The sequence below is a fragment of the Virgibacillus flavescens genome (assembly GCF_050574275.1).
GTDB classification, from domain to species: Bacteria; Bacillota; Bacilli; order Bacillales; family Amphibacillaceae; genus Virgibacillus_F; species Virgibacillus_F flavescens.
In genome coordinates, this window is the sequence record NZ_CP192260.1 from 1,073,331 (window position 1) to 1,092,054 (window position 18,724).

The 18,724-nt window shown below is 37.2% G+C and carries 16 protein-coding genes; 12 read left to right on the forward strand and 4 right to left on the reverse strand.

Annotated elements, in window-relative coordinates:
* Positions 1-24: 24 nt before the first annotated feature.
* Entirely contained in the window at positions 25-1,227 is a 1,203-nt protein-coding gene (locus tag VBD025_RS05320; RefSeq protein ID WP_430791282.1) for an MFS transporter, read from the reverse strand.
* A gap of 176 nt (positions 1,228-1,403) precedes the next feature.
* Here VBD025_RS05320 and VBD025_RS05325 point away from each other — a divergent pair, with 176 nt between their 5' ends.
* On the forward strand, positions 1,404-2,309 hold the full coding sequence (locus VBD025_RS05325; RefSeq protein WP_430789999.1) for a DUF1002 domain-containing protein: 906 nt from the start codon (positions 1,404-1,406) through the stop codon (positions 2,307-2,309).
* 518 nt (positions 2,310-2,827) lie between these two features.
* Entirely contained in the window at positions 2,828-4,363 is a 1,536-nt protein-coding gene (locus VBD025_RS05330; protein ID WP_430790001.1) for an MFS transporter, read from the forward strand.
* Here VBD025_RS05330 and VBD025_RS05335 read toward each other — a convergent pair.
* Positions 4,329-4,700, reverse strand: coding sequence for a DUF3899 domain-containing protein (locus tag VBD025_RS05335; RefSeq protein ID WP_430790003.1), 372 nt, complete (start codon positions 4,698-4,700; stop codon positions 4,329-4,331). The two genes, VBD025_RS05330 and VBD025_RS05335, sit on opposite strands and share 35 nt — an antisense overlap.
* A 300-nt stretch (positions 4,701-5,000) precedes the next feature.
* Between VBD025_RS05335 and VBD025_RS05340 the strand changes: the two genes are divergently transcribed.
* From VBD025_RS05340 to VBD025_RS05365, 6 genes are all read left to right on the forward strand, one after another.
* Entirely contained in the window at positions 5,001-6,698 is a 1,698-nt protein-coding gene (locus VBD025_RS05340) for a peptide ABC transporter substrate-binding protein (RefSeq protein ID WP_430790005.1), read from the forward strand.
* Positions 6,699-6,874: 176 nt separating this feature from the next.
* On the forward strand, positions 6,875-7,804 hold the full coding sequence (opp3b, locus tag VBD025_RS05345) for an oligopeptide ABC transporter permease (RefSeq protein ID WP_430790007.1): 930 nt from the start codon (positions 6,875-6,877) through the stop codon (positions 7,802-7,804).
* A gap of 2 nt (positions 7,805-7,806) precedes the next feature.
* Complete coding sequence (gene opp3C / locus VBD025_RS05350) at positions 7,807-8,952, forward strand: oligopeptide ABC transporter permease (protein WP_430790009.1); 1,146 nt, start codon at positions 7,807-7,809, stop codon at positions 8,950-8,952.
* Positions 8,953-8,970: 18 nt separating this feature from the next.
* Positions 8,971-10,044, forward strand: a complete 1,074-nt coding sequence (locus tag VBD025_RS05355; protein WP_430790011.1) for an ABC transporter ATP-binding protein — start codon at positions 8,971-8,973, stop codon at positions 10,042-10,044.
* Positions 10,034-10,969: an ABC transporter ATP-binding protein gene (locus VBD025_RS05360; RefSeq protein WP_430790013.1), complete on the forward strand. Its 936-nt coding sequence runs from the start codon at positions 10,034-10,036 to the stop codon at positions 10,967-10,969. The genes VBD025_RS05355 and VBD025_RS05360 overlap by 11 nt, the downstream gene beginning before the upstream one ends.
* Positions 10,970-11,342: 373 nt before the next feature.
* Entirely contained in the window at positions 11,343-12,149 is an 807-nt protein-coding gene (locus VBD025_RS05365; protein WP_430790015.1) for a LysM peptidoglycan-binding domain-containing protein, read from the forward strand.
* Positions 12,150-12,233: 84 nt separating this feature from the next.
* Here the strand turns inward: VBD025_RS05365 and VBD025_RS05370 are convergent, their stop codons facing one another.
* Positions 12,234-12,362, reverse strand: coding sequence for a hypothetical protein (locus VBD025_RS05370; RefSeq protein WP_430790017.1), 129 nt, complete (start codon positions 12,360-12,362; stop codon positions 12,234-12,236).
* Between the two features lie 263 nt (positions 12,363-12,625).
* Here VBD025_RS05370 and VBD025_RS05375 point away from each other — a divergent pair, with 263 nt between their 5' ends.
* Positions 12,626-13,819, forward strand: a complete 1,194-nt coding sequence (locus VBD025_RS05375; RefSeq protein ID WP_430790019.1) for a glycine C-acetyltransferase — start codon at positions 12,626-12,628, stop codon at positions 13,817-13,819.
* A 36-nt stretch (positions 13,820-13,855) separates the two neighbouring features.
* Positions 13,856-14,812, forward strand: coding sequence for an L-threonine 3-dehydrogenase (locus VBD025_RS05380; protein ID WP_430790021.1), 957 nt, complete (start codon positions 13,856-13,858; stop codon positions 14,810-14,812).
* A 219-nt stretch (positions 14,813-15,031) separates the two neighbouring features.
* On the opposite strand, the gene VBD025_RS05385 is transcribed toward VBD025_RS05380, so the two are convergent.
* Positions 15,032-16,651: an ABC-F family ATP-binding cassette domain-containing protein gene (locus VBD025_RS05385; protein ID WP_430790023.1), complete on the reverse strand. Its 1,620-nt coding sequence runs from the start codon at positions 16,649-16,651 to the stop codon at positions 15,032-15,034.
* Between the two features lie 354 nt (positions 16,652-17,005).
* Between VBD025_RS05385 and VBD025_RS05390 the strand changes: the two genes are divergently transcribed.
* Together VBD025_RS05390 and VBD025_RS05395 are read left to right on the forward strand one after the other, a co-directional pair.
* Positions 17,006-17,626, forward strand: a complete 621-nt coding sequence (locus tag VBD025_RS05390; RefSeq protein WP_430790025.1) for a hypothetical protein — start codon at positions 17,006-17,008, stop codon at positions 17,624-17,626.
* A gap of 69 nt (positions 17,627-17,695) precedes the next feature.
* On the forward strand, positions 17,696-18,688 hold the full coding sequence (locus tag VBD025_RS05395; protein WP_430790027.1) for a helix-turn-helix transcriptional regulator: 993 nt from the start codon (positions 17,696-17,698) through the stop codon (positions 18,686-18,688).
* Positions 18,689-18,724: the final 36 nt, after the last annotated feature.

An 18,724-nucleotide genomic window follows, 5' to 3' on the forward strand; every position in this document is an offset into this window, starting at 1 on the left:
AAGCCATCAATATACGAACATTCACTAATTCCGATTTACAGAAAAAGCATGCTGGTATTTCCCTTCGTATTCGTGTTGGAACCATGTAACAAGCATAATAATTCCACTCAGTATAAGCAATCCACTTGTTACAAAGAAGACCGCTGAGAAGCCAAAGAAGCCTGCCAGCATCCCACCAAGTGCTGGTCCGATAACATTTCCCAGGAACCTTAAGCTAGTGTTATATCCGAGAACTTCCCCCTGCATCGAGAGTGGTGCAGCTTGTCGAATATACGCGATTCGTACGGGTATGATGCCACCAATCGATATTCCCAGTAAAAATCGTAATATGATTAACTGCCAAATGCTGGTGACGAACGCGCCAGGGAAATAAACAATACCAGCCATGAATAGTAAAATAATCATTATCTTTACATATCCAATCCGATCACCAATCTTCCCCCATTGTTTCGCCATCATCAGATTACCGACTCCCGCTGCCGAGAAAGCCATTCCTGAGAATAAAGCAATGCTAGTTGGGCCATGTATATCTGCCACATATAATGATAATATTGGTTGTATACTGAAATGAGCAATTTGAACAAGCATGGAAATTAGCATGACGATCAATAAAACGGGTTGCCTGACTATATGCAATAATACTTGTTTGCTGGAATAATTTTTATGTTTTTCATCATCTGAAAACCGGACACGCAATTCTTTAATTCCAAAAAAGACAATCAGAGCTGACAGGAATAATGTAATTGAAGTCCACTTGAACGTAGTGGAATATCCAAATATGTCAGCTAATGCACCACCGAGTAATGGCCCTGCAAGTGCCCCTGTAATACTTCCGGTTTGTAGTGTGCCCAGTACATTTCCAGCAACTTTTTTTGGGGTTTGTGTTGCGATAAAGGCTTGGGACGTGGGGATAAATCCCGTAAATACGCCCATGAACAGTCTTAATAAAAAAAGCTCCATGACGGAGTTGGCAAAACCCATTAATAATACGGATAAACCAAGTCCTAACCCAGAAATGATCAGAATTTTTTTCCTTCCATACTTATCGCCAATTCTTCCCCAAATAGGCGAGAAGATAAAAGCTGTCACAAACGTAATACCGAAGATCCAGCCTGACCAGCTTTGAACATACGAATCGGAAAAGTTGCCAAACGTATCAATATATAATGATATAAATGGTAGTATCATAGTCATGCTGCCCGCAATAAAAAAGTTTGCGAACCACATAATAATTAAGTTTCTTTTAATAATAGGATTTTGATCTGTGATGACAAATCCCTTCTTTCTAGCAAATTTATTTCGGTACCCTAAATATATAGAATCACGAAATGAAATTAAAGCTATATGCTCAATTGTTAAAAAGGATGATTGTGGTAAAATAATTGCATAAGGAGTGAGCATGTATGAAGAAAACGATAAAAATATCTATGATGATGGTACTAATTTTCACGTTTTTAATAGGAATAGTAACGCCAACTCTTGCCTCAACAAGTATTAACGAAAAGCTGGGTGTCCCGATTCTGGTGCTTGGGGCAAACTTATCTGATGCTCAGAAAGAAGAAGTACGTAAACAATTAAACGTAAAAGACGACGATACTGTAGAAGAGTACACCATAACTGGTGAGGATGCCGCGACATATATTAATGGCAATCCAGATGCACGAATGTTTTCCTCGGCAAAAATTGTACGGGAAGAAGAGGGTGCTGGATTAACGATTAATATCGAGACACCAAAAAAAATCACCGAAGTTACAAGTGAAATGTACGCAAACGCTTTGCTAACTGCAGGAGTGGAGAATGCTACGGTTGATGTTGCTTCCCCAGTCAAAGTAAGTGGACATTCTGCGCTTACAGGTATTTACAAAGCCTATGATGTACAAGGTGTTGAATTAGACCAGGAACGAATGGAGGTTGCGAACGAAGAACTTAGTGTTGCAACCGACCTTGCAAAAAAAGATGGATTGAGTCAGGAAAAGGTCAGCGAACTTTTAACCGAAATTAAAAAGGATATTGCAGAACAAAATCCGGCAACAAAAGAAGAAGTACAAAAAATTGTAGAAGATCAGCTTGCTAATCTAAACATTTCATTAAGTGAAGCGGACCGTCAAATGCTTATCGATCTGTTTAACAAGATGCGTGATTTAAATATTAATTTTGATCAAGTGAAAAATCAGCTGGACGATTTAACAAATACAATTAAAGATAAAGTCGATGAACTAGGATTGGATGAAGGATTCTGGAAGAAAGTAGCAAACTTTTTCACTGGATTTTTCCAGGCACTAGCTGACTTCTTTAAAGGACTGTTTTAATTAATAGCCGCAGACTAAAATAAAAAGGTGCTCCTTAAATGAAATAGCTAAACCCGTGTTCACTGTTTCACTAAGCGAAGTAGCTGCCTTCCAGAATCATTCCGAAGGAAACTGAAAAAGTAACATGAAGTACAAAATAAGAGGATCTGCGATCGCATTTTCGAATATACTCCGCTTTCCGCGGGCGAGTGGTGAGCCTCCTCGTGCTGTCGCGCTCCGGGGTCTCACCGATCTCTTACTTCCCACAGGAGTCTCCGTATATTCGAAGATGCTAAGTTAAAGTGAAATAATAATTTTTTAAAAATCTACCACTTTTTCAGTAATCAAAGACAGTGCAAAAATTGTAAGTTACTTCGCTGTTTCCATCAAATACGACATATATTAAGCGATACAAGTACTATACTTTATTGCATGCATCATGATTATCTATCTGCGAAAGTTGAGTTAATAAGAAAGTAATTAATAAAAAAATAGAGTCCCAATCAGGGGCTCTATCTTCAAGTATGGGAGGTGTAAACATGGATAAACAAAATACCGGTTCACAAAAATGGGCGATCACCCTTTTCACCATAGGTGTGTTTATGGCAGGACTTGATAACGGGATTATCAGTACCGCGCTCACAACCATCAACGATTCGTTTGGTGTTTCGCCCGCTTGGGGTGCATGGAGTATCACCCTCTATACATTAGGAATTGCTGTAAGTGTTCCAATTGTTGGAAAGCTGTCTGACAGATATGGGAGAAAACGTCTTTTTATAATAGAAGTAACCTTATTTGCAATTGGATCTTTGTTAGTAGCTTTAAGCGCTTCGTTTACATTTCTATTAATCGCCCGCCTCATTCAGGCTATCGGTGGTGGAGGTATATTTATTATAGGAAGCTCCCACATACTTTCGACGCTGCCTAAAGAGAAACAGGGGCGCGCACTTGGACTTTTAGGCGGAATGCACGGAATTGCAGCAGTTATAGGGCCGAATCTTGGTGCAGTAATCCTAGATATAACCGGTTCATGGCACTGGTTATTTTTAATTAATCTTCCAATTGCTGTTTTTCTTTTAATCGGTGGAATAACTAAAATTGAAGAATCGTATCCAGGAGAATCAAAAGCATTGGACTTTGTCGGCAGTATAGTATTGGCAGGGGCAATTCTTTCGCTTATGTATGGAATTACAAGACTGGATAATCTCTCAAGTTCCCTGCAAGTTGATGTATTACTGTTTGTCTTTCTAGGAATTGTACTATTTATTGTATTGTTATTATACGAGCGAAACCTGGAAAAAAATGGCGGAGATCCAATTCTGGCGTATTCATTGATAAAAACAAAACTATTCCAGCGCACACTTTTACTTGGGTTTTTATCAGGTGGTTTTCTTGCGGGAATTATTTTTATTCCTGCATATGTACAGCAAGTATTACAAGTACCAGTTGAAAACGCTGGATACTGGTTAACTCCGCTCGCACTTGCATCAGGAGTTGGAGCCGGTTTAGGCGGCTACTTAACAGATAAGTGCGGCGCGGCCCAAACAATTGTTATCTCCGGTTTAATTGGAGTGGCAGGATTTTTTATGTTCCCATTATGGGTTACAGGTGTGTGGACGTTTAGCGTAGCTAGTGTGCTAGCCGGAATTGGTATGGGGATTCTGCTCGGTGCACCATTAAACGTGCTGGTCGGTGAGAGTTCGAAAAGTGGAGAACAGGGGTCTGCTCTTGGAACGCTAGCGTTAATCCGTCAAATTGGCTTAACCTTATTTCCAACTATCTATGCAGGATACATAACTAGAAGTCTTACAACTATCGAACCGGGAGTCTCGCGTGCGATCGGAGATAATGTTATTGATTTAGGTCCAGAAAGTGAATTAAACTACGGAGATATTAAAGAAAAAGTTGGTCAAGTTCCAGATAGCACCACGCAAGAAAAGCTGGAAACAATCATTACATCCATTATGGACAAAGGATTTAATCTCATGTTCATAACTACAGGCATTCTTGCAATAGTAGTGGTGCTTATTGGCTGGCACATTAAATATAATAGTAAATACCGAGAATCAGAATAATAATCCCAACTAAAGCTGAGGTTTGAAATAATATAAAACGATAAAACGAAATACTGATCCGATCAGAAGGTTTAGGTGAATCACCCAGTTCCAACAGATAATCGCCTTCTTTGAACATAATGGAACGAAACCTTCGAAAACTCCAGGAGATACCATCAAAGAATCTTCCCTTAATGATGAATAAAAACAACATTAATATGACATAAACCATAGTTAGATAAAAGATGGAGTTAATAAAGTGCTTAAAGTTGTAGGTGGAAGCTGACACCAGAAATATGATCGTACTCGTAAAGATATTTATTAGAAGAAATACCCATTTATTTTTCATATGAACCATACGTGTACACCCTTCTATTTAATAATATATTTTATTATAGCAGAGAACGTACAATTATTATATTAGATAACAAATACAAGATTATGTTAAAGGTATTTTGGACTTAATAATGTAATATTTAAGTAAATTTATGTAGGTATATAGACCTATTTTTTGTAATTAGAATGTTATTATAATAGAGTTTTTAAAAAATTATTAAAAAAAGTAATGCAAAATAGTTTGAAAAATTGTATAATGCTAAGTGTAGATAAAAATTCTACAAAATTAGTTAGAAAAACAAAAAGGGGAGGTCAACATACCATGAAATTGTCAAAATTTTCATTACTCTTAGCTTTAGGTCTTTTGCTAAGTGTATTCATGGTTGCATGCTCTGGAGGTAACGAGGGCAGCACAGATTCAGAAGGTAACTCAGGCGAAGGAAATGAGGAGCCGGCAGCAGAAGGTGAAGAAGTAGAACAAGTACTTAATTTAATCAATGGGGATACAATTCCTACAATGGATGCTTCACTAGCTACTGACGAATATGCATTCCAATTCTTAGGAAGTACTATGGAAGGTCTGTATCGTCTTGGTGAAGATACCAAATTAATGCCAGGAATTGCAACTGAACATAATGTAAGTGAAGACGCGTTAACTTGGACGTTCACGTTACGTGAAGATGCTAAATGGTCAAACGGCGACCCTGTTACAGCTAACGATTTCGTATATGCTTGGCAGCGTGCGGTTAACCCAGACGTTGGATCTGAGTACGGTCCATACATGATGGGTGGCGTTATTAAAAACGCTACAGCAATCAGTAAGGGTGAAATGCCAATTGAAGACTTAGGTGTTAAAGCCGATGGTGACTATAAACTAGTAGTTACGCTTGAAAAACCAACACCATACTTTGAATCATTAACAGCTTTCGGTACTTTCTTACCGTTAAACCAAAAGTTTGTTGAAGAACAAGGTGATAACTATGCTACAAGTTCTGAAACTCTATTATCTAACGGTCCTTTCATGTTGGACGGCTGGAAGAGTACTTCACAGAAGTGGAACTTAGTAAAGAATACTGACTATTGGGATGCTGAAACTGTAACAATAGAAAAAATGACATATGATGTTGTAAAAGATCCACAGGTTGGAGTAGATTTATATGAAAAAGGTACTGTAGATCGTGCAGGTATATCTTCTGACCTTGTAGATCAATACGCTTCACATGAGGATTTCGTAATTACACCAGAAACAACTTTATTCTATCTAAAAATGAACCAAACAAAATCTGAAGCTCTTGCTAATGTAAATATTCGTAAAGCAATCAGCAAAGCAATTAACAAGCAAGCAATGGTTGATGAGATCATTAATAACGGATCAATCGTTTCTAACGGATTTGTACCGCAAAAATTTGCTTCACATCCTGAAACTAACGAAGATTTCCGTGAAATCAACGGCGACCTAGTAACATTTGAAGTTGAAGAAGCGAAAAAGTTATGGGAAAAAGGCTTAGAAGAACTTGGTAAATCAGAAGTGAAGCTTGGTTTCTTAGCTGGAGATAGTGCAACTTCTAAGCTAATGAACGAATACATTGCTAACCAGTTGGAAACAAATCTTTCTGGATTAACAATTGAATTACAGCAGGTTCCATTTGAACAGCGTCTTGAATTAGATACTGCTCAAAACTACGATATTCAATTCGCAGGCTGGGGCCCGGATTACATTGACCCTAATACGTGGTTAAACCTTTGGGTAACTGACGGAGGAAACAACCATATGGGATTCTCTAACGAGAAGTACGATAAATTAATTGAACAAGCTGGTGGCGAACTTGCACTTGAGCCAGTTAAACGTTTTGAAGCTTTCTTGGAAGCTGAAAAAATCTTAGCTGAAGAAGCAGCAGTTGCACCATTGTATCAGTCAGCTCGTGCTCAACTAATCTCGCCTAAAATTGAAGGCGTAATTAATAACCCAATGGGTGCTACTTATGAGTACAAGTGGGCTAGTGTTGGTGCAGGAGAGTAACCAGTAATATAATTCAAGTAAAGAATTAGAATATGCTAGGTTATGAAATTGGTAAAAGGGAGTATATTCCAAAAGTGGGCATATACTCTCTTTTCCAATGTTTTAAAAGAGTCTTATAATTTTAAACAGTCGAACTTTTACAACATGATTCAACAAAATTCTTGGGAGGTGCAAGTATGACACGGTATATACTTAAACGAATTATGTATATGGCGATAACATTGTTTTTAATTGCTACAATATCTTTCTTCCTCATGAAACTATTGCCAGGAAGCCCGCTAGCTGCTGAAAACAAACTATCGGAAGAGCAGGCTGCAGTTGTATTAGCAAAATATGGACTTGATGAACCGGTGCCAGTTCAATACTTGAAATATATAGGTGGTCTTGTGCAGGGTGATCTTGGAATTTCATTTGCTTTTTCGAATACACCGGTAACCGAAATAATTATGGATCGAATTGGTCCTTCTTTACAAATAGGTTTTCAAGCTATGTTAGTAGGTACGCTATTAGGGATTCTTCTTGGTTTAGTAGCCTCAGTTTTCCATAATGGTTTTCTTGACTATGGTTCCACGATTTTAGCAGTACTCGGTACATCCATACCATCCTTCGTATTCGCAGGTCTTCTGCAATGGGTGTTCGCAGTGAAATTAGGTTGGTTCCCTGTAGCATTATGGGAAGGATTTGAATATTCGATACTGCCGACGGTTGCTTTATTGATTTTCCCTCTGGCAGTCTGTGCAAGATTCACACGTACAGAAATGCTTGAAGTACTAGGGGCAGACTTTATCCTTACGGCTAGAGCTAAAGGTGTAACTGAACCAGGAATTATTTTTAAGCATGGACTCCGTAATGCATTAATACCGCTAGTAACAATAATCGGACCGATGGCGGTTGGATTAATGACAGGAACACTAGTAATCGAACAAATTTTTGCAATACCTGGTTTAGGTGAACAATTCGTATCATCCGTTATGGTTAACGACTATCCTACAATTATGGGCACAACACTGTTATTTGCATTCTTGTTTGTCGTTATTGTACTTGTAGTCGATCTCTTATACGGCTTGATTGACCCTAGAATTAGAATTACTGGAGGGGAGAACTAAAAATGGATCAGAACAAAATACCAAAAGAACTATTTCAACCCCTCGGCGAACGTGAAGATACAAGTGAAAAAATTGCAAAACCAAGTAGAACGTTTTTACAGGATGCGACAAGAACGTTTTTCAAAAACAAATTGGCAATTGTCTCGGTATTAATTCTCTTATTTATTATAATTATGAGCTTTATTGGGCCGGGTATGAATAAGTATGGATATAATGACCAGGACGTTATTAGAGGAACATTTCCACCGCGGATAGCTGCATTTGAAGATGTTTCATGGCTGCCATTTGACGGAACTCATAGTGGCGAGTACAAAGGTGATACAGTAGAACAAGCTTCCCAAAAGGCAATTTTGCGATATGGTGGCAAAGAAGAATTTATTGACATTTCAGTAGTAAATAAAGGGAATGGGACAAATAATTCAGCAGTCGTAGAAGCTGAGTTTGAAATATATAAAGCAAAAGGCTATGAAGATTCTTATTTCTGGCTCGGAACAGACAATTTAGGACGCGACCAGTGGACGAGACTATGGAAAGGTACACGAGTTTCCTTATACATTGCATTCTTAGCAGCTGCTATTGACCTTGTTATTGGTGTCGCATACGGAGGTATTTCAGGTTACGCTGGTGGACGAGTAGATAACGTTATGCAACGTATTCTGGAAGTACTGGTAGGAATTCCAAACTTAGTAGTAATACTGCTTATGATTATAATTCTGCAGCCAGGAATACTCTCGATTACGATCGCACTGACGATAACCGGTTGGGTCGGAATGGCCAGAATTGTTCGTGGAGAAATACTAAAAATTAAAAACATGGAATTTGTATTAGCGTCCCGAACATTGGGAACAAAAGCATCTAAAATAATTACAAAGCATTTAATGCCGAATATTAGTGGAGTTATTATCATTAATACCATGTTCACCATACCTGCGGCGATATTCTTCGAAGCATTTTTAAGCTTTATTGGACTTGGTTTAGTACCACCAGAAGCATCACTTGGTACATTAATCGATAATGGATTTGACTATATTCGAATCTATCCGTACCTATTGGTATACCCAGCAATTGTAATCTCAGTAATTATGATTGCGTTTAATATCGTTGCTGATGGACTACGAGATGCTTTTGACCCTAAAATGCACAAATAATAAGGCAGGTGTTTATTAATGAGTAAATTGTTGGAAGTGAACGATCTAAACGTATCATTTAACACCTATGGTGGAGAGGTACAGGCAGTACGGGGCGTGACTTTTGACGTCAACAAAGGGGAAACTCTAGCAATTGTTGGTGAGTCAGGTTCAGGGAAGTCTGTTACAACAAAAGCTATTATGCGCCTTTTACCAAAACCACAAGGTGTTATTAAAGAAGGATCTATTATGTTTGAAGGCGAAGATTTAGTTAATAAAAGTGAGAAAGAAATGCAGAAGATTCGTGGTAAAGATATTTCAATGATTTTCCAGGATCCTATGTCGTCATTAAACCCTACGATGAAAGTCGGAAACCAAATCATGGAAGGTTTAATGAAGCACCAGAAAATGAATAGGAAAAATGCTAGTGAACGTGCAGTTGAATTATTGAAATTAGTAGGTATTCCAAATGCAGATCAACGTTTACATCAGTATCCGCATCAATTTTCTGGTGGTATGCGCCAGCGTGTTGTTGTAGCAATCGCGCTTGCATGTAATCCAAAGCTTTTGATTGCAGATGAGCCAACAACTGCATTAGACGTAACCATTCAAGCTCAAATTTTAGAACTAATGAAAGACATTCAAAAAGAAACAAGTAGTGCAATTGTGTTTATTACACACGATTTAGGAGTAGTTGCTAACGTTGCAGACCGAGTTGCGGTTATGTACGGAGGAAGAATCGTTGAGATTGGTACGACAGAAGAAATTTTTTATAATCCGAAACATCCCTATACATGGGGCCTATTAGGGTCAATGCCGACATTGGATGATACGGATGAAGATTTAATTACTATTCCAGGAAGTCCACCGGATATGACTGACCCGCCAAAAGGTGACGCATTTGCGCCACGAAACACATATGCGTTAAAAATTGATGAAGAAATGCAGCCACCGATGTTTAAAGTATCTGATACACACTACGCGGCCACGTGGTTATTACACGAGGATGCTCCAAAGGTTGAACCTCCTGCGGCCGTACAAAGACGTATGAAAGGTTTTGCATCTTCTGGTGTAGCTCCTAGCGTTGAGGAGGGTGAAGTACATGACAGCTGAAAAACTATTAGAAGTACGTAATTTAAAGCGTCATTTTAAAATTGGCAGAAAAGGTGTCGTCAAAGCAGTTGATGGCCTTAATTTTGATATATATCAGGGTGAAACATTTGGATTAGTTGGAGAATCTGGTTGTGGGAAATCAACAACTGGACGAACAATTATTCGATTATATGAAGCTACTGATGGTAGTGTGAAGTTTAAAGGTGAAGATGTTCACGGTAAGAAATCAACTAGCGAAATGAAAAAATTTAATCGTAAAATGCAAATGATTTTCCAGGATCCATCTTCATCACTTAATCCAAGAATGACTGTTATGGATATCATTGCAGAAGGAATTGACGTTCATAATCTGACTAAAGATTCAAAAGAGCGTAAAGCAAGGGTTGAGGAACTTCTTGAAACTGTTGGATTAAACAAAGAACACGCTACACGTTTCCCACACGAATTCAGTGGTGGACAAAGACAGCGTATTGGTATTGCACGTGCATTGGCAGTAAAACCTGAATTTATTATTGCCGATGAGCCTATCTCAGCACTTGACGTGTCAATCCAGGCACAGGTAGTTAACCTAATGAAAAAATTGCAAAGAGAATATGGCTTAACGTACTTATTTATTGCCCATGATTTATCAATGGTAAAGTATTTAAGTGACCGTATTGGAGTTATGTATTTTGGAAACATGGTTGAGTTAGCTGATAGTGATGAGTTGTATCGTAATCCACTACATCCATATACAAAATCATTATTATCTGCAATTCCTTTACCGGATCCAGAATATGAACGCAATCGTAAGCGTATTGAGTATGACCCAATGCAGCATAATGTTGACGAAGAGTCAGAATTTAGAGAAGTAGCTCCACGTCACTGGGTTCGCTGTACACCAACTGAATTTGAACAATACAAAAGACAATTAGAAGCTAAATAGATTCATATAGTAATCAAAGAAACCTTGCTCTCTACTAAAAGAGAGCAAGGTTTCTTTGGTTTTTACGTGATATTTTGTAATATGCAAGGAAATATTATCTAATAATAGCTGTAGCTACCCAACTATATTTCTGCAAAACATCCATTCAAATACAAGGAATTTGTGTAAAATACCTCAGAAATACCACAAATCGTAGTTCATTAGACCTATATTCGTTTAATGCAAAGGTCTAATGTCACAATACTAATACATTCGTAATATTTATGGTGGTTTTTAGTAATGCCTGTAATCTACTCTTAACTTCCTTGTAACTGTAATGTACATCCCCCTGTGATAGTATAGGCAATGTCAGAAATTTGAGGAGGGACAACCTATGAAAAAATTAGTAGCTAGTATCGCTACAGGTATCATTATTGCTGGCGCAGGAATGACAAGTGTCTCAGCTGAGGAATATCAGGTGAAAGACGGAGATAATCTTTGGGACATTGCGCACGAATATAATACAACTGTTGATAATTTAGTAAATATAAATGCTTTAAAAACTACAGTAATTCAACCAAAACAAGAATTGTTTATAAATGAACTTTATAAGGTTGAAGATGGTGATACGTTAATTGGAATTGGAGACAAATTCGATGTTAACGTAGACGACATTAAAAAATGGAATGGTTTAGAGTCTGATTTAATTGTAATCGGACAAAAACTTGAAATTAATGGTGTCAACATTGAACAAGATAAAGATAATCAGCCAGCAAAAGCAGTAGAAACTAAAAAAGAAGCAAAACCAGAAGCAAAACCTGCTGAAAAAGCAGCACCAAAAGCTGCTGAAAAAGCAGAAGAAAAAACAGAATCAGTAGAAGTAACAAAAGAGGAAGATAATAGTCCAGAAGGTAAAACTATTAGCGTATCTGCAACTGCATATACTGCTGACTGTACTGGATGTTCAGGAGTTACTTCAACTGGAATTGACTTAAATGCTAATCCTAACGCGAAAGTAATTGCCGTTGATCCAAATGTTATTCCATTAGGTTCTGAAGTGTATGTGGAAGGTTATGGCTATGCTGTAGCTGGAGACATTGGTAGTGCAATTAATGGAAAAGAAATTGATATCCATGTACAAACAAAAAATGAAGCTTATGCATGGGGAAGAAAAGCAGTAAACGTTACAATCGTAAATTAATTACAATTAAATAAAACGTCAGCAATATATTAAAGGAAAGCACTATTCAGTTAGCTGCTTTCCTTTTTGTATGATAAAACAGATTTATATTTTAGTAGAAGATTGATTCGTATCTTCTTCAATTGTTTGATTCGGATCAACTGCTTGTGTATATCCAATAATTCCAAATCCAATAATAAGCATAAGGAATAATGCAACCAATAATTTTTTCATTTACTTTCCCCCACCAACTTGTTGATTATACAACTAGTATAATAAAAAAAGTGGGATATTTCTATAGCATATTCGACAAAATATGATAATTAATGCAAAAATTGAACAAAAAGAAAACGTATGGCAATAAAGTGGATGTGTATACTAAATTTAGCTCTCATTAAACATAATGTATGAAATATGGTAAACTGTAATATGAATTACGGCCGATTTTTTAATGGACATAGTAGAGCGCTTACATAATATAAGGAGGAATAAATCTTATGGCTAGTAAAGTATTGGATTCATTTTTAGAAGAAAACATATCAGATTTAAAAGAAAAAGGTTTATACAATGATATTGAACCGGTACAAGGACCAAATGGACCAGTTATTACAATAGATGGAAAAAAATTAATTAATCTATCTTCAAACAACTACTTGGGATTAGCGACAGATGAACGATTGAAAAAGGTCGCGAAAGAAGCAGTAGATTCACACGGTGTAGGGGCTGGAGCAGTTAGAACAATCAATGGTACTCTAGATGTGCATATCGAGCTTGAGAGAAAGCTTGCTGAGTTTAAAGATACAGAAGCCGCAATTGCATTCCAATCTGGATTTAACTGTAATATGGCTGCAATTTCAGCTGTAATGGACAAGAACGATGCAATTCTGTCAGATGAATTAAATCATGCTTCGATTATTGATGGCTGTCGTTTGTCTAAAGCGAAAATAATCCGAGTTAACCATTCAGACATGGAAGATCTACGTAAAAAAGCAAAAGAAGCAGTTGAATCAGGACAATACAATAAAATCATGATCATTACTGATGGTGTGTTCTCTATGGATGGTGATGTAGCTAAATTACCGGAAATTGTGGATATAGCAGAAGAATTCGATTTAATCACCTACGTGGATGACGCCCACGGCTCTGGTGTTATGGGTAAAGGTGCAGGAACAGTAAAACACTTTGGCTTACAGCACCGAATTGATTTTCAAATGGGTACATTATCAAAAGCAATCGGAGTTGTTGGTGGTTATGTTGCTGGGAAAGCTAACTTAATCGATTGGTTGAAGGTTCGCTCACGTCCATTCTTATTTTCTACAGCCGTTACACCTGCAGATGCCGTAGCAAGTACAAAAGCAATTGAATTGTTACTTGAGAGCTCAGAATTAAATGAAAAACTTTGGGAAAATAGCGAGTACTTAAAAGCAGGTTTAAAAGAGTTAGGCTTTGATATTGGCAACAGTGATACACCAATTACACCTTGTATCATCGGTGATGAAAAAGATACACAAAAGTTTAGTAAGAAGTTATATGAAGAAGGCGTTTATTGTAAATCCATTGTATTCCCTACAGTGCAAAAGGGAACTGGTCGCGTACGTAATATGCCAAGTGCTGCGCATACAAAGGAAATGCTTGACGATGCGTTACGTATATATAAAAAAGTTGGACAAGAGCTCGGAATAATTTCGTAAATTAGTATTGCTAAAGAAATGTTGGAGGTAAATCGGATGAAAAAGATTTTAGTAACAGGGGCTTTAGGACAGATTGGTTCTGAACTTGTCACAAAACTGCGTGAAACGTATGGTAAAGAAAATGTAATTGGAACAGATATACGAAAAAAGGAAGACCATAATGATGCAGATGGTCCGTTTGAAATTTTAGATGTAACGGACTATGATCGTTTATTTGAAGTATCAAAGAAGTATGAAGTGGATACCATTATGCATCTGGCAGCATTATTATCAGCAAAGGCAGAGGCTATCCCGAAGAAAGCCTGGGATTTAAATATGGGCGGACTTGTTAATGCGCTGGAGGTTGCTCGTGAACTTGAACTTCAATTTTTCACGCCAAGTTCTATTGGGGCATTCGGTCCAAACACACCGAAGGACGATACACCACAAGATACAATCCAACGCCCAACAACGATGTACGGTGTAAACAAAGTTGCTGGAGAGTTGCTTTGTGACTACTACTATTCACGTTTTGGTGTGGACACTCGCGGCGTTCGTTTTCCTGGATTGATTTCCTATGTAACACCACCAGGTGGCGGGACCACTGATTATTCTGTTGAAGTGTATTATGAAGCAGTGAAAAATAAGGCATATACGTCTTACATTGCTGAAGGGACCTACATGGATATGATGTACATGCCCGATGCGCTAAATGCAATCATTCAATTGATGGAAGCTGATCCTAGTAAGCTTGAGCATCGTAATGCATTTAATATTTCATCAATATCTGCAGAGCCTGCTGATTTTGAAAAGGCAATTCAAAAACATATTCCTGAATTCAAGCTTAACTATGATGTTGACCCAGTCCGCCAAAAAATAGCGGAAAGCTGGCCGAACCGCATTGATAGTTCAGCCGCTAAAAAGGAATGGGGATTCAAAGCAGAATTCGACCTAGATAAAATGACTGAAGACATGCTCGTAAAGGTAGAAGCTAAATTTAATAAAACTGTTTAATTTGGATTTGCGCTCTAGAATTTATTCTAGGGCGCATTTTTTGATTCTGCTAAAAATCTGCAGATGATCAGGAGGGATACAATCGGAACTCAGTAAAATACAGTCCGATTTGAAGTGAATACAAGCCAGATACAGTGAAATACAATCCGAGTCAGGCATACCGTCTGACTGAATCAAAAGAAGGGTGACACCTACTAACTCGGTGTCACCCTTCTCTCATTATGCGTACATTGCAAGAATTTCTTTTTGTAATGCTTTGTCCTGCACATACTCATCATATGTCATTTCTTTATCAACAATTCCCTTAGGAGTAATCTCAATTAATCGATTTGCCACACTGTGAACAAATTGATGGTCATGTGATGTAAATATGACGGATCCTTTAAATTTAATTAAGCCATTGTTTAATGCGGTAATTGATTCTAAGTCTAAATGGTTAGTTGGCTCATCCAATACTAAAACATTAGCTTTACTCAGCATCATTTTTGCAAGCATACAACGTACTTTTTCACCACCGGAAAGCACACCTGGTTTCTTTAGTGCTTCTTCTCCGGAAAACAGCATTCTGCCCAGGAAACCGCGCAGGAATGTTTCTGTTTGATCCTCAGGTGAATATTGACGCAACCATTCAACTAATGTAGGCTCATTGCCTTCAAAATACTTGGCGTTATCCTTAGGGAAGTAAGACTGTGAAGTAGTTACACCCCATTTATACGTGCCAGAATCAGGTTCCATTTCACCCATAATAATTTTTAATAGGGTAGTTTTAGCAATATCGTCACGACCAACAAATGCAATTTTATCATCTTTATTAACAATAAAACTTACATTGTCTAAAACTTTATTCCCGCCGATAGTCTTGGTTAATCCTTCAACACGCAGTAAGTCATTCCCAATTTCACGTTCAGGAGTAAACCCAACAAACGGATAACGTCTGGACGAAGGTTTTATATCCTCAAGTGTAATATTATCAAGCATTTTCTTACGTGAAGTAGCCTGTTTGGATTTTGATGCGTTAGCACTAAATCGCGCAACGAAGGCTTGTAATTCTTTGATTTTTTCTTCTTTTTTCTTGTTTTCGTCCTGTGACATCTGTAAAGCAAGTTGACTGGACTCATACCAGAAGTCATAGTTACCAATATAGATTTGAATTTTACCGTAATCAACGTCAGCAATATGCGTACACACTTTGTTTAAGAAGTGACGGTCATGGGATACAACAATTACTGTATTTTCAAAGTTGATTAAAAAGTCTTCCAGCCATTGAATAGCCTGAATATCAAGTCCGTTAGTCGGCTCATCCAGCAGGAGAAAATCCGGGTTACCAAATAAAGCCTGTGCCAAAAGCACTTTTACTTTTTGATCTCCGCTCAGTTCAACCATTTTCATCGAATGGAATTTATCATCAATTCCAAGTCCTTTTAATAGAACTGCAGCATCAGACTCTGCTTCCCAACCATTCATTTCAGCAAACTCACCTTCAAGTTCAGCTGCTCGCATTCCGTCTGCTTCCGAAAAGTCTTCCTTCATATATATAGCATCTTTTTCCTGCTTTACTTTATATAATTTTTCGTGTCCTATTAATACAGTATCAAGGACTTCCTTATCTTCGTATGCGAAATGATCCTGTTTTAAAACAGCCATTCGCTCTCCAGAAGCAAGTGAAATATGTCCACTCTGCGGTTCAACTTCACCTGATAATACTTTGATGAAAGTTGATTTACCTGCACCATTTGCACCAATTAATCCGTAACAGTTACCGTGTGTAAATTTTAAATTTACATCTTCAAATAATTTTTTATCACCGAAACGTAAGCTTACATTTGAAACATTTATCATGTGTACCAGATCCTCCATTTATAAAACTTGACCTTCTTATAGGTCATCTATTTTTTTATAACCATTGAACGATTTAATAATCTAATTTCTGAAAAAATAGCATCAACGCAAGACTACGGCATTTGCATCAATTAGTCAATTTTAAGAAACTTTTTATTGAAAATCGTAGAAATTAGTACATGAACTTCATATAATATATGGAATAGTTAGTGTAAAGTTTTAAAAATTCAATGTTTATGTAAAATTTAAATTAATTTATGAAAAAAAGACTGTATTTTTCTCAGGAAATATGTAACAATTAATCAACACTATAAATAGGTGTTAACAGCATACCGTCATATGGAGGGGAATGCCATGGGAGAAAGAACACTTTACTTTCTCTTTACAGATACTGGAACTTATTTATCCCGTGCAATTAATTTTTGCACAAAAGAAGGCTTGAATCATGTATCCATCTCATTTGACGATGAGTTACAAGAGGTCTATAGTTTCGGTAGAAAAAATCCAAGAAATCCGTTTATCGGAGGATTTGTGAAGGAAAATATTAAAGGGGACTTTTTGAAAAATGCATCTTGTGCAATTTATGCCCTGCAACTATCTGATGCAGAGGTTCGAAAGGTGCAATCAAGAATTAGAGAGATAGAGTTACAAGCCGGCAATTATAAATATAATTTTTTAGGACTATTTGGTGTAATGCTGCAAATCGAAATTAACCGGGAGCATGCGATGTTTTGCTCACAATTCGTTGCAACTGTTTTACGGGAAGTAGATGGATTTAAGCTGCCAAAACCAGAATGCTTTACAACGCCTTCAGATATAAGAGGTCTTGCTAATCTTCAATTAGTTTACCAGGGTAAACTAGGTGACTATCAAAATAAAGTTTCTGAACCTGTTTTAATAAACAGTGGGTCAACTGAATCATGGCAATCATTTACATTTTTATTATCCAAGGTAAAACGATTTGTAATCCGGTAAGAGAGGCCCAAGACTTTTGTAGAGGCTTCTTTTTTATTTCTTATATAAGGATAGGAGGGGGAGTAAAAAATGGAGCGTGGAAGTAATTACCGTTTAGTTAAAATCATGGAACTGCTTTTCGTAGAAACGGATGACGATCATGAGCTGGGAATAGATGAATTGAGTGAGAAAATTCAGAGCATAACTGGTGAACAAATGAAGGTGGACCATCGTACTATCAAGCGGGATCTGGAAATCCTGGACGAGCTGGACTTTGAGATTGTAAAGAATAAAGGGAAATTCGGTAAACTATTTTATAGCCATCAATCAAGGCTGTTCGAAACGTATCAGTTACGACTGATGATTGATGCTATATTATCTGCGCGATTTATAACAACAAATGAAAAGGATCATTTAATAAGTAAGATGAAACAACTTACTAGTAGGCATATTGGAAAAACGTTACCAGAACCAGTATTATTCAGCCCATCAACAAATATGGACTATGATTTGGTTAAACTAAATATCGATAGTGTTCATCGTGCAATTTCAAAAGGGAAAGTGTTGACGTATAAATATGGCAAATTTAATGTAAATAAAGAATTTGAGTTTCACCGTAATGGTGACTTTTATCGTGTTGATCCCTATGCGTTAATCTGGCAAAATGATTTTTATTATTTAATAGGTTATTTTAAAGAGACGAATGAGATTAGACATTATCGATTAGATCGAATGCGGGAGATAACAGTAACCGATCAACCTTTTGTAAAAAGCAAAAACTTTCATCTGCAGGAATACATAAACCAAAGCTTCCACATGTTTGCTGGTGAAGAGATATGGATAAAAATACAATTTCATATAGATCTGGTAAACGTAGTGCTGGACCGATTTGGAAAGGATGCCGATATTAAAAAAATGGATAACGACCATTTTGTGCTGTCAACAAAGGCAAAACTATCGAATGGTTTAATAAATTGGATACTAACCTGGGGGAATCAGGCCAAAGTACTCTCACCGGATCATCTGGTTAACCGCATGAAACAAAAAATCAGCCAAATGCATGAATTGTATGCGGATAAATAAACACAGTAGTGGGACAAGCTATAGCCGAAATTGTAA

Coding starts and splice junctions, on each gene's coding strand:
- VBD025_RS05320 (WP_430791282.1), bottom strand. CDS start 1,227: ATGTGGTTCGCAAACTTTTTTATTGCGGGCAGCATGACTATGATACTA.
- VBD025_RS05325 (WP_430789999.1), top strand. CDS start 1,404: ATGAAGAAAACGATAAAAATATCTATGATGATGGTACTAATTTTCACG.
- VBD025_RS05330 (WP_430790001.1), top strand. CDS start 2,828: ATGGATAAACAAAATACCGGTTCACAAAAATGGGCGATCACCCTTTTC.
- VBD025_RS05335 (WP_430790003.1), bottom strand. CDS start 4,700: ATGGTTCATATGAAAAATAAATGGGTATTTCTTCTAATAAATATCTTT.
- VBD025_RS05340 (WP_430790005.1), top strand. CDS start 5,001: ATGAAATTGTCAAAATTTTCATTACTCTTAGCTTTAGGTCTTTTGCTA.
- opp3b (WP_430790007.1), top strand. CDS start 6,875: ATGACACGGTATATACTTAAACGAATTATGTATATGGCGATAACATTG.
- opp3C (WP_430790009.1), top strand. CDS start 7,807: ATGGATCAGAACAAAATACCAAAAGAACTATTTCAACCCCTCGGCGAA.
- VBD025_RS05355 (WP_430790011.1), top strand. CDS start 8,971: ATGAGTAAATTGTTGGAAGTGAACGATCTAAACGTATCATTTAACACC.
- VBD025_RS05360 (WP_430790013.1), top strand. CDS start 10,034: ATGACAGCTGAAAAACTATTAGAAGTACGTAATTTAAAGCGTCATTTT.
- VBD025_RS05365 (WP_430790015.1), top strand. CDS start 11,343: ATGAAAAAATTAGTAGCTAGTATCGCTACAGGTATCATTATTGCTGGC.
- VBD025_RS05370 (WP_430790017.1), bottom strand. CDS start 12,362: ATGAAAAAATTATTGGTTGCATTATTCCTTATGCTTATTATTGGATTT.
- VBD025_RS05375 (WP_430790019.1), top strand. CDS start 12,626: ATGGCTAGTAAAGTATTGGATTCATTTTTAGAAGAAAACATATCAGAT.
- VBD025_RS05380 (WP_430790021.1), top strand. CDS start 13,856: ATGAAAAAGATTTTAGTAACAGGGGCTTTAGGACAGATTGGTTCTGAA.
- VBD025_RS05385 (WP_430790023.1), bottom strand. CDS start 16,651: ATGATAAATGTTTCAAATGTAAGCTTACGTTTCGGTGATAAAAAATTA.
- VBD025_RS05390 (WP_430790025.1), top strand. CDS start 17,006: ATGGGAGAAAGAACACTTTACTTTCTCTTTACAGATACTGGAACTTAT.
- VBD025_RS05395 (WP_430790027.1), top strand. CDS start 17,696: ATGGAGCGTGGAAGTAATTACCGTTTAGTTAAAATCATGGAACTGCTT.